The sequence below is a fragment of the Prochlorococcus marinus str. MIT 1013 genome (assembly GCF_027359395.1).
Taxonomy (GTDB): Bacteria; Cyanobacteriota; Cyanobacteriia; order PCC-6307; family Cyanobiaceae; genus Prochlorococcus_B; species Prochlorococcus_B marinus_E.
The window spans coordinates 1,530,660-1,542,510 of record NZ_CP114778.1 but is presented as its reverse complement, the minus strand read 5'-3'; the positions used below and the strand labels follow the sequence as shown (position 1 = coordinate 1,542,510).

Genomic DNA, 11,851 nt, shown 5'->3' with positions numbered 1-11,851 from the left:
TATATATGAAGTGTTTTAAATTAGAAGAATATACTAGAGGTTGGATTGTGGGAGACTTCATGCCCGCAATATTTAGAACGAAAGCAATTGAAGTAGGTATTAAATCATATAAAAAAGGAGAAAAAGAAGAAAAGTCTGTCCACAAATACACCTGGGAAATAACTATTGTCATATCAGGTGAAATAAAAATGTACAATAAAATATTATCAAAGAATGAAATTATTTTGCTTGAGCCTGGAGATGTATCAGAATTCGAATGTATTGAAGATACTTCATTAGTGATAGTCAAGTACCCTTCTAACCCTAATGATAAGATAACTATTAAATAAGCAATTAATTTGTCAAATGCTCAATATTGTTATTCCAATGGCAGGGAGAGGAAGTCGTTTTGTCAAAAAGGGTTTTAGTAAACCAAAGCCACTTATTGAGATAAATGGTAAAACTATGATCCAATTAGTAATAGAAAATCTCAAACCAAGTAGTCCACATAGATTTATATTTATTGTTCAAAAAGAACATATAAAAAAATATACAGTTAATAAGCTACTTGAATCATTAAGTCCAGATTGTATTATTATTCCAATAGAAGAAATCACAAAAGGTGCAGCCTGTTCAGTTTTAAAGAGCAAGAAATATATTAATAATGATCAGCCATTAATGATAGCTAATTCGGATCAATGGGTAAATATATCGATAAATGATTATCTGGATTTTTGTCAAAATTCGAATGTAGAAGGTCAAATAATGACAATGTTTTCTAATGACCCTAAATGGTCATATATTAATTTTGATAATTATGGAAATATAATTGATGTTGTAGAGAAGATAGTAGTTTCTAATCAAGCGACAGTAGGAATATATAATTTCTCACGAGGTGAAATATTTTGCAAATATGCAGAACAAATGATTATAGATAAAAATATGTCAAAGGGAGAATATTATGTTGCACCGGTCTATAAATATATGATACAAAATAAACAAAGAATAGAGCTATATAATATAGATAAAGATGGTCAAAATATGTATGGTCTTGGGACACCAGATGACCTTCAATATTTTATTGATCATAAGATATGAAATTAAGAAGAATATTTTTTAGTATTTTAGTTTTATGCATATTATTATTATTGATAATAATATCTCTTTATAATCTAAAACTAAATAGTGATTCTCTATATATAGAGGTATTTCAAAAATCGTATTTCAGAGATATTCTACAAGGAGATAGATGGCTAAAAATGCCAGCTTCAGCTTATTTTCCTGATCAAATTATATATTTTATATTTCGGAAAATATTTAATATCGAAAAGACAATATTGATTCTTGCAATTAGTAAAATTTTATTACTTTGGTATGTTTTAAAATATTATATTAAAACATTGTATTCTACATCTAATATTAAATCATATATTATTAGTACAATTGTGGTACTAATGTTTGTCCCATCATATAAAAGTGGGATATTGCCCTTGTATCGTATTGAGAATAACCATTTTGCCTATATATTAACAACACTTTTAGTTATTCCAAAACTAATAAAAAGAACATTTAAAGTAAATTTTACTTCGACTATTATTACATTTTTGCTTTGTTTCATTAGTGCTATTAGTACTCGAATTACTTTACTAGTTATGTTTTCTTTTACTTTTGGATATTTAGTTCAAAATTGGTTAGATCAAGGTCTAAAAAAGACTTTTATAGATTTCTATCATGGAACTAATAAAAATTATACTATCGCTATATTCTCTGGACTTATCTTTGGATATTTATCTGACAGTAGAATTTTAAATCTTAATGGGCTTGGAGAGAGACTTATTGGGCAAAAAAACATACCGTTCTTTTCTGCGTTTGAACACGTTCTTAATTCAAGAATTACACCATTTGTTTTTGTTTTTGGTCTCCTAAGTATCTTTCTTTATAAAAATTCAAATATCCCAAGCTTATTAAAGCAAGTAAATAAAATCAATGCGATATCATCAGCGTCACTATTTATCATATTATTGAATCTACGTGGCATAGTTGATGCTGGTTATTATAGATATTTTTATGCTAATATAATTATTTTTATAGTAAATATAATATACTTATTAAGTATATCGTATAAAAGATTTCCAAAATTAATAACTATTTTTGGAATTACAATTTCTCTCTTACCCTATTACGCGTTTATTAAGTATAATACAAATTCATTAAAAGAATCAATTCAAATAATTGATAGTAATGGAATTGCAAATTGCATTAATAATTCACTTTTATTAACTGAGAAGGATACAAGAATTGGTATTGGGGTTCAAGACTACTGGGATGCGAATATTTCTGCTGCAACATTAAAAGATCCTCGGATAGATATTGTTGTGCTAAATGCATCAGGTTCACCAAAACTGTGGATGCAGAATATAGGAACTTTAAGTAGTAGATATGATAATTTTTATCTATTAAGCAAAGATAATCAAAAATATTTATTACCATTTAAGTTTAAAGATTATAAAATATGTAAAGATAATAGAATAGTAATAAAGTCACTAAACAATAATGCAAAAGATTTTATTGAATATTATTCAAAAATCTCGAAGTTTGAGTTTGATATTTTAAGGAATTATAAAAACACTCGATCTTGGTATGGGAATCAATTACCGTCTTCCTCAAGAGAACAACTAAAACAGAATGGAGTTCTCTTCGCTAAAAATAAGGGATTTGCAAGCTATGGACCCTATGTTAATCTTGGTAATGGTAAGTATAAAATTAAAATTTTCTATTCTTTAATTAACAATAATAATTTATCAAATAATTTTTTAGAGATAGGCTGCCTATCGAAAGATAAAAAATTTAAAAACTTAAAATCAATTAATATGAGCATAGGTTATGGAGAAATTACTGAACTATTGATCAATAGTTCTAAGAAAGATAACTGCTCACAAGGTTACGAGGCTCGATCCTATATTGATAATGGTTCAAGTATTTATATTAATCGATTAGTAATTGAGAAAATCAAGTAACATCTCTTCTCTTTAATTAATATCTATAGATTCATTCTTTGATCCAGTCAATAGCCTTATTCTGAAAACAGTGGGTGACTATGACTGAGACAAGTTTCAGGAGATGTATTGGAACAAGGTAGACAATTCTGCCTACTTACAAGCTGTCATGCATGTTGATGGCAATATTCAATACGCCAACTATAAAAATCTGTAGCAAATGCCTGATTACTTCACTAGTAATTGCTTTACAGATACTGTTGCTTTGATTGCTTAGATGAGGCATTCTTCCTACCTCTTGTCTTTTCTCTGATGGATTTAGTGCATCACATTCACATGCATCCCACTCTTAGTTAGGTGAAATAGGAGTCTTCGAATTAGATCTAGGCGATAACAAGATACCTTTGATACCTAAACAAGAAAGGTGTGTATTGAGCAAAACTATAGATTTAATTATGTCAACTCGAGCAGCAAGTTCACTAACTGAGCTTTATTCATTTTAGAAGTATTTTTCACTCCAACCAAAAGTGATCGAAGTTCTTTATTTGTTTTTTGCATAAGCAATTTTCTTTGATCAATACATACTCCTTTCTTGAATATCGAAAGAAGAGTCAGTAAAGCATCAAAGATTGTCATTGAAGCGAGAATACAAAACATCACAACTTCATCAGCAGTAGAGGTTAAATTCATTGATTTTTAGAAAATTTTTGTGTTGGTGGTTAGGCGACTTCCTGACACCATCCGATTTGCAAAACTCTCTTCTTTTGCCAATTTCGACAACGCTTTGTGAGGTGCTCACCTTGATGGATAAGGCGTTTATGCAAAGGGCAAGTTAAAAGAGTCAGGCATGACTTATCACACATATAGGTGAAGTGTTCACATGTGAGGCAAACGGAACTTCCTCTGGACTTGATGAGTTCCAGATCAGTGAAATAACTCCATTCCTCTGGATTCTCCAGTACTTCGACTGGGGAACAACTTTTGGTGTTTTGGATCGTCCCATCTTGGTTCTCCGTATGAGAGACAAAAAGCATCCTGCTCACTGGATGATCCTTTTGCGCTTGTGATGGGGATTAAACTAATACAAATATACTACCTTTGTCTATCAGGTCAAGTCACTTTTTTTCTTATATTTGAAGAAAGGGTCGAAATTTTGGTCATCGCCTTTAAGTTCAGCACTTTTGTATCCATATAAAAAATCATTTCACTTTAACTAACAATTCCCTGACCTAGGGGAACACAAGTTCTAGAACTCCAACCCATTCCTAATCAAACCTAATTATCAGAGCATCAGAGAAAACACCTGTTTATTTCACAAAAAGAAAAACCACTGAAATTAAAAAGGGTTTTGGGTTGCTTGACCGTTTCAGAGACCGCGCAAAAAGAGTTCTCTGTTCACAAAGAGAAATAACTTTCTTCAGAATTACTTGACAACACCTCCTTACCGTTGCTAGTACATGTGTACTGCTACAGATATATGGCTCCAACGTCCTCGCCCTATGCCGTTTTTCGTGCATCAGATTGGAATTCAGTGGTAGCAGAACCTATTGGATTAAGGCAATGTCTTCGTATCGCACCCAAAAAGTTTTACCCCAGAAGCGTTACAACCCAGCAGAGGAGTGGGACTATCTTGAAGAAGACACTCTTAAACACACACGTTCAGCTAGCGTTTGCATGACATGTCAACATTTCAATTATTGCTGCGACAGGCATTGCAGAACAATTCTTACCTGTCATCTACACCAACGTCTTATTCCACATGGAGATCATTTGACTTCAAAATGTCTGTGTTGGATGCAGCGACTAGAGAGAAAGATTGGATGGTGTCCCGAGGCTGCTTAATCAAATGACAAAAGAACAGCTCGCACAAAAAATTGCTAGAGAAATCTATAAAGGGAGAGGAAAGCTAGAAAGCTTTCACGCCTTTCAATGTATTCGCCGTTATTTTTCTGATCTTTCGATGGATGACTTAGAAGGTATCGCAGGACAGTACGGAATCAATAGGGAAGATTATTCATCTAACTTCTAAACAGATCAATCAATCGCCAAATCGATAGTGCTTGCGAACTGCTTTATGAACATCCCATCGACAGTCCATGCCAGCTGGGAAAACAACTAAGTCTCCTGCTCCAAACCTTACAGGTTCTCCTCCCTCAGGAGTAACTGTGACTTCACCTTCAAGCAATAAGCAAGTCTCCTTGTCGTCATATGTCCAATCAAAAGAGCTGGCATCACACGTCCAGATTGGCCAGTTTTTAATTCCTAGTTCATCCACGGTGCTCTCAGGACAAGGAGAGGTGACTGATATAGACAAGAGATAAAAACTTAGTGGACTTCTTTTTTAGCTACTAATAGATGCAGTTGTCTAATAGCTACTCAAATTTTGACAAAAAATATTTGAGAGCCTATTACGTATGGAACGAGGATCGAGAGTCCCCCTACCCCCTTCTAATAGCAAGATAATACGTCTTATAATACTGTTACCTTAATGTTACCCCTTCGATCTATACTCTTTAAATCTACTGCTATAACAGCATTCTTGAGCTACGTTGTATAATCGGCATTGATCTCAACCCGCGATTAATATTCTCTAAAAACGATTGCAATAACTGACTTTATACTGCGGATGCTATGCGTGCCAAAAGCGTGCCTAACTCTTCAAATCCAAGTCCGGGCGATAGCATCTTCCACTAAACCGTGCCAAAGAGAACTACTATAAACAACTAAAAACTAATAACGAAGAAAGAAATATTAGACGTTTGAAATATCAATTAGTAAGTTCTTCTCCTAACGTCTCCGCTTGTTGTAGTACTAAGTCAACTGCAATTGCTTGTTGATCAGGAGGATACTTATAACGCTTTAGCAGAGTCTTTATTTTGAGTCTGAGTTTTGCTTGAACATTCTCTTTATATTGCCAATCAATAGTGGCATCTCTCCTCAACAATTCAGCAAGTTCTCTTGCCATTTTTACTAATATCTCTTCTTTCATCAATTCTTGAGCAGATGGATTATCTGCCAAGGCGTCATAAAAAGATTGCTCAGAAGAATCAAGTCCTAAGGCAATACCACGTTCAAGATCCTCACGGAACTTCTTCGCCATTGCAATCAATTCTTCAATTACCTGTGCTGCTTCAATTGCTCGATTTGAATATTTATTCAATGATGCATTCAACATTTCACTGAAACGTTTTTGTTTGACTACGTTAGTTTTGAACTTACTTTTCAGTTCATCCTTTATGAGGCGTTGAAGTAATTCAACTGCCAAATTCTTTTGTGGAATTTTGCTGACCTCTGCTAAGAAAGCATCAGACATGATGCTGATATCAGGATTCTTGAGACCAGCAACTTTGAAAACATCGGTGACACCCTCGACAACTAAAGATTCTGAAAGCAGTTGCTGTAGTTGATAATCAACTCCTTTACCAGGCGGATTATTTTGAACTTCTCCTTTGATCAGAGGTGCTCTAATTGCCTGAAGAAATGCAACTTCTTTAGTGAGGGTAATTGCTTCATCTGTTGCTCCACACAACGCAAATGCCTTCGTAATCTTCAGGACTGTGTCACAGAATCTTTGCTTACCATCTGCAATGCCAAGGATGTGATCTAAACAATTAGAGATAAGTTCTAGTACTTTTCCTTTCTCTTCAAATGAACTCCAATCCACTGGATGAAGAATATCTTTGGCAATCTGTATTTGCTCTTTGAGAATACGTGCTGCCTCACTGGTATCAAGAGTTGGTCTACCTTTACCTTTTGCTGCTGTATAGGTTGCTAATGCTTCTTTGAGTTGAGGAGCAATGCCGATGTAATCAACAATAAGACCACCTGGTTTATCTCTAAAGACCCTGTTGACTCGTGCAATTGCTTGAGCAAGGTTTGCACCCTTCATGGGTTTATCTACATACATAGTTGCCAAGCAAGGAGCATCAAATCCCGTCAACCACATGTCTCGAACCAAAACAATCTTGAGAGGATCAGCAGGATCTTTGAAACGGTTTTCTAAATCTTTCTTTTGTTGCTTACTAGTGTGATGAGGTTGAAGAAGTTTTGACTCAGATGCTGATGCTGTCATGACAACTTTGATTGCACCCTTCATATGATCAGGGTCATGCCAATCAGGACGTAGAGCAATAATTATGTTGTAAAGGCGAGCACAAATATCACGACTCATTCCTACAATCAATGCCTTTCCTGGTTGAGTCTTAGAACGTTGCTCATAGTGAGCGATTAGATCTGATGCAACTTCCTTGAGACGAGGTTCAGCACCTACAAGTGCCTCTAATGCTGCCCATCTACCTTTTGCTCTTTCATTAGAGTAAATATCATCCTCATCTTCAAAAATCTCATCAACTTTTTCATCTACTAATGGCAAAGCACTATCTTTGAGTTTCAATTTTGCTAATCGTGATTCGTAGAAGATCGGAACTGTTGCACCATCTTCTACTGCTTGTTGAATGTCGTATATGGAAACGTAATGTCCAAAAACTGCTTGAGTATCTCGATCATCTTGAGAGATAGGTGTGCCTGTAAAAGCAAGAAATGTTGCTTGTGGCAGAGCGTCTCTTAGTGCTTTTGCTAATCCATATTTGATCTCTCCTGTTTTTGAATCAATACGTCCCTTGAATCCATATTGAGTTCTATGTGCCTCATCACATATCACTATGACATTTTTCCTATCAGTCAAAGTTGGAAACTTTTCCTCATCTGACTCAATTGCGAATTTCTGGATAGTAGTGAAGATAATTCCACCACTAGGTCTGTTATCAAGGAGATCTCGTAAATCCTGTCTTGACTCTGCTTGCTTTGGTGATTCACCTAAAAGTGCTTTTGCTCCAGCAAAGACTCCAAACAACTGACCATCTAAATCCTGACGGTCAGTAACCATCACCAAAGTTGGATTTTGTAGACGTGGATCAGTAAGTAACTTACCTGCCAAACATGCCATTTCAATGCTCTTACCAGCACCTTGGGTATGCCATACAACCCCACCTTTCCTATCTCCATCGGGTTTGCTTGCCTCTACCACTCTCTCGACTGCTGTTCTTACTGCATGGAATTGGTGATAAGCAGCAATCTTTTTGATGATCTCTCCATCATCCTCAAAAAGACAAAAAGATCTGATGAAATCAAGTAATCGCTGTTTATCAAATAGTCCACGGACAAGAGTTTCTAACTCTCGGAATTTACCTAAGGGGTCAAGATCTTGCTCCTGCTCAATCACTCTCCATTGTTGAAAACGTTCTTGAGAAGCAGAAAGAGACCCAACTTTTGCGTAAGTACCGTCGCTGATGACTAAAAGAACATTTGGAGTAAATAGATCTGGAATATTGTCCTTATAAGTTTGCAGTTGATTGAATGCTGCCCATATATCTGCTTTCTCATTAGTAGGATTTTTGAGTTCAATCACTGCTATGGGTAGACCATTGATATATACGACTACATCAGGAATTCGAGTTCGCTTAGGACCTTTTACTTTCAATTGATTGACTACTAACCAATCATTTGAAGCAGGATCATCAAATCTAATAACCTTGAGACGAATGCCAATCTCTTGGTCTCCATCCATATATGTAATTGGCAGACCAGTTATAATCCATTGATGAAACTGCATGTTAGAAGAAAGCAGTGCAGGGATATTTGGGTTTGATAGTTGAAGAATTGCTGACTCAATCGTTGCTGGTGGAACTTCTGGATTGAATTTTTTTAGTGCCGTACGAAGACGATCTATAAGGATGACTTGACAGTAATCTTCACGTTCTGGTGATTTCCCATCTGGAGCAAGATCTGGACCATGAACAAACGAATATCCAATCTCTTTGAACCACTCAATAGACATATCCTCTAAATATTCTTCGTTGATGAATGCCATTAGATACCAACCTCCTCAAGCATCTTCTCTGCATCAGGAATTCTTAGTTCACCTGAGATAAGTTTAGGTAGAAGAGTATTTCTGACAGAGGATAAACTAATAGACTGATCAGAATTGATTCTAATTTTATCCAGTATTGGAGAAACAACTTCCCCAAAAATTTGTACTAAAGGTAGTTGTGGGATCGGTAGCAAGAATTCACACATTTGATTCCAACTTGTACGAGGCATTCTCGTCCCTGAAGACAAGGCAACAGTAAAATCAATAAAAGTATTGCTTGCAAGTAAAAAACAAATAAATCCTCTACATAATTTGAACTTTTCTCTTACAACAACAATGTCAGTGGAGCAAACACCGTCAAACTGGGCACAACCAGTTTTTTTGAAGTAAGGACGAAGTTTTCCGAAAAGGATATCTCCCTTCTTGAATACATTTTTATTACTTGCAAGATTCTCTGCCGTACCTGAATCAGAAAGAGCAATGCTCTCTCTTGGCATATGCTCTAAACCGATATAACGATAAGAAGAATCCATCTGGAATGGTTTTGCAGTTTCTCTAGGGTTTAGAGCAATTTGATCAAGATTTCCAAGTTTCCACCCAGTCGGAATATCGCCAAATTCAGATTCTTCAAATGAATCCGGAAATAACTCGTTGATCCCATTGGGTAATCCAGTTGAACACCCTTGTGATTTTGCTCTTACTGGATCAAAATCAATAAACCAGGATTTGAAGAGTGTCTTCGCTAATGCTTCCAGCGTTTCACTATTTTTGTTTATGAGTTCAATTTTAGAATCGATTGAAGTGAAAAAATTTATCAGAGATTCTTGGTAATCAATCGATGGGATTTTGAAAGTTAGATCTTGTAAGAGTTTAGTATCTAATTTCCCTGCTCCAAGTCCAGTGAATTCCACAATATTAGATAATCTTTTTTTATTGCCCTCTAAAAGATAATAAATATAATGCTGTAAAAGATCGTCTGAAACTGAGTTTATTGCTTTTATATCTTGATTGAAACTTAGACTTTTAGTAGCAATACTAATAGGTATTCTATTGAAAAGATCTCCCCTAACCAGCAATAATACTGAATTTTTTTTGCATAGTTTTCCTTTATTGTCTAATCCTTCTTGAGTTAGATAAAGTTCTGATTCGCAGAGATTTTTACTTCTCATAACTGTTCCACTGATCCATGGAATGTCACCTCCCCAGAAAGAGGGATTCTGCTTAGAGGGTGTTGTCCCCGATGACCAAGTTGTGAGATCTCCTAAACGAAAATCTCTCCATTCAAAAACCATATCCAATCCTCTCCAAATTCTCAGCAATCTGCTGATCTAATTTCATTCCTTTTTCTTGTTGTTCTTTGAGTAAAGAAGTAAGTCTTTTCATCTTGTCGTCAAAAAGTTCACTGTCTTTTTCTTCCTCGACTGCTCCTACATAACGTCCAGGAGTCAGCACAAAATTATTCTTTTCAATCTCCTCAAACTTTGAGTTATGGCAAAAACCTGCAACATCATCATATTCATTTTCATTACGCCAAGAATGAACAGTCTCAGCAATCTTCGAGATATCTTCAGCAGTAAGAACTCGTTCTTTTCTGTTGACCATTTTGCCCATTTGACAAGCATCTATAAACAAAGTTTCACCTCTTCTATCTCTACCTCTTTGAGTTTTATCTTGAGTAAAAAACCATAAGCAAGCAGGAACTGGAGTATTGAGGAATAAATTTCCGGGTAAAGAAACTATTACTTCAACAACATCTTTTCTAACCATCTCTTCACGAATCTTTCCTTCACCATTGGTGTTAGAACTTAGTGAACCATTCGCAAGAACGACTCCTGCTTGTCCACCTGGTCGAAGTTTCCAAAGTATGTGCTGTAACCATGCAAAATTGGCATTCCCTACAGGTGGTATTCCAAAAACCCAACGAGGATTACTCTCATATTTTTCACCACCCCAATCAGAAATATTGAAGGGTGGGTTAGCAAGGATGTAATCGAATTTGAGATCTGAATGATGATCTTTTGCAAATGTATCCCTTGGTTCTGGACCGAGATCTGCAGCAAAACCACGAATCGCTAAGTTCATTGCTGCTAAACGCCATGTAGTTGGATTGCTTTCTTGCCCATAAATAGAAATATCATCTCTTCTTCCCCCATGTGATTCCACAAACCTTTCACTCTGAACAAACATTCCACCTGAACCGCAACAGGGGTCATAAACACGACCTTTATGTGGTGATAAAACTGCAACCAATGTTTTGACCACATGAGCAGGTGTATAAAATTGACCGCCCTTTTTACCTTCTTTGCTTGCAAATTGACCTAAGAAATATTCATAAACTTCACCCAAGACATCTGCTGAATTACCACCTTCACCAAAACCAATAGTTGAAATGAGATCAACTAGTTCACCCATTCTTCCTGGTTCTAATTGAGCAGCACCAAATCTTTTATCTAACTTGCCTCTTAGAGTTGAGTTCTCGTTCTCTATCACAACAAGTGCCTTATCAATGAGTTGTCCAATGTTTGCTTGCTTTGCTTGATTTCTAAGAGATTCCCAACGTGCTTCAACAGGAACCCAAAACACATTCTCTTGGGTGTAGTAATCACGATCCTCTAATGCCTCTTGATGATCTGATGAATTCTCTCCAAGGTAGTAATCCGAGTCTGGATCACTCACCATCTTCAAAACATTATTTTGCTGCTCAATAAAAGTGTCAGAAATGTATTTGAGAAAAATCAACCCCAGAACAAGATGTTTATACTCAGCAGCATCCATCTGGGAACGAAGTTTATCTGCACTCGCCCAAAGAACTGCTTTGAAATCTTTGGCAGATGTCTCTTTCTTTTTATTACCTTTGACTGCCAAGGACGTTCTTGAGTAACTGAACCAATAACTTATTATGATTCAAAACAAGAAGATTACTTACATAGTCTGATTGAAGTAACAAATAAACAATCAAAAATTACAAATAGGTTCCAATGCATCGTGCCTAAAGCGTGCCCAAGAA

Annotated in this window: 11 protein-coding genes; 5 read left to right on the top strand and 6 right to left on the bottom strand. The window is 35.6% G+C overall.

The window, feature by feature from the left end; genetic code table 11:
• Positions 1 to 5: 5 nt before the first annotated feature.
• The 3 genes from O5633_RS08790 to O5633_RS08780 are packed head-to-tail and all read left to right on the top strand — an operon-like array spanning position 6 to position 2,996.
• A complete protein-coding gene (locus tag O5633_RS08790) occupies positions 6 to 329 on the top strand; it encodes a hypothetical protein (protein WP_269609288.1) in 324 nt (107 codons plus the stop codon).
• A 16-nt stretch (positions 330 to 345) separates the two neighbouring features.
• Positions 346 to 1,077 (top strand): glycosyltransferase family 2 protein, encoded by a 732-nt coding sequence (locus tag O5633_RS08785; protein WP_269609287.1) that lies wholly within the window; start codon positions 346 to 348, stop codon positions 1,075 to 1,077.
• Positions 1,074 to 2,996: a hypothetical protein gene (locus O5633_RS08780; protein ID WP_269609286.1), complete on the top strand. Its 1,923-nt coding sequence runs from the start codon at positions 1,074 to 1,076 to the stop codon at positions 2,994 to 2,996. The genes O5633_RS08785 and O5633_RS08780 overlap by 4 nt, the downstream gene beginning before the upstream one ends.
• 432 nt (positions 2,997 to 3,428) lie before the next feature.
• Here O5633_RS08780 and O5633_RS08775 read toward each other — a convergent pair whose 3' ends face one another.
• On the bottom strand, positions 3,429 to 3,665 hold the full coding sequence (locus O5633_RS08775; RefSeq protein ID WP_269609285.1) for a hypothetical protein: 237 nt from the start codon (positions 3,663 to 3,665) through the stop codon (positions 3,429 to 3,431).
• 151 nt (positions 3,666 to 3,816) lie between these two features.
• Positions 3,817 to 3,978, bottom strand: coding sequence for a hypothetical protein (locus O5633_RS08770; protein WP_269609284.1), 162 nt, complete (start codon positions 3,976 to 3,978; stop codon positions 3,817 to 3,819).
• Positions 3,979 to 4,535: 557 nt separating this feature from the next.
• Between O5633_RS08770 and O5633_RS08765 the strand changes: the two genes are divergently transcribed.
• Positions 4,536 to 4,817 (top strand): galactose oxidase, encoded by a 282-nt coding sequence (locus tag O5633_RS08765; RefSeq protein ID WP_269609283.1) that lies wholly within the window; start codon positions 4,536 to 4,538, stop codon positions 4,815 to 4,817.
• A 4-nt stretch (positions 4,818 to 4,821) separates the two neighbouring features.
• Positions 4,822 to 5,004, top strand: coding sequence for a hypothetical protein (locus O5633_RS08760; protein ID WP_269609282.1), 183 nt, complete (start codon positions 4,822 to 4,824; stop codon positions 5,002 to 5,004).
• 9 nt (positions 5,005 to 5,013) lie between these two features.
• Here the strand turns inward: O5633_RS08760 and O5633_RS08755 are convergent, their stop codons facing one another.
• The 4 genes from O5633_RS08755 to O5633_RS08740 form a co-directional block, all read right to left on the bottom strand.
• Positions 5,014 to 5,289 carry a cupin domain-containing protein gene (locus O5633_RS08755; RefSeq protein WP_269609281.1) on the bottom strand — a complete coding sequence of 92 codons (276 nt, stop codon included), beginning with the start codon at positions 5,287 to 5,289 and terminating at the stop codon, positions 5,014 to 5,016.
• A 453-nt stretch (positions 5,290 to 5,742) separates the two neighbouring features.
• The gene (locus O5633_RS08750; RefSeq protein ID WP_269609280.1) at positions 5,743 to 8,844 is read right to left on the bottom strand and encodes a type I restriction endonuclease subunit R; all 3,102 of its coding nucleotides are present in this window, start codon (positions 8,842 to 8,844) and stop codon (positions 5,743 to 5,745) included.
• Positions 8,844 to 10,136 (bottom strand): restriction endonuclease subunit S, encoded by a 1,293-nt coding sequence (locus O5633_RS08745; protein WP_269609278.1) that lies wholly within the window; start codon positions 10,134 to 10,136, stop codon positions 8,844 to 8,846. Before O5633_RS08745 ends, O5633_RS08750 begins: the two co-directional genes overlap by 1 nt.
• Positions 10,126 to 11,709, bottom strand: coding sequence for a type I restriction-modification system subunit M (locus tag O5633_RS08740; RefSeq protein WP_269609276.1), 1,584 nt, complete (start codon positions 11,707 to 11,709; stop codon positions 10,126 to 10,128). The genes O5633_RS08745 and O5633_RS08740 overlap by 11 nt, the downstream gene beginning before the upstream one ends.
• Positions 11,710 to 11,851 lie beyond the last annotated feature (142 nt).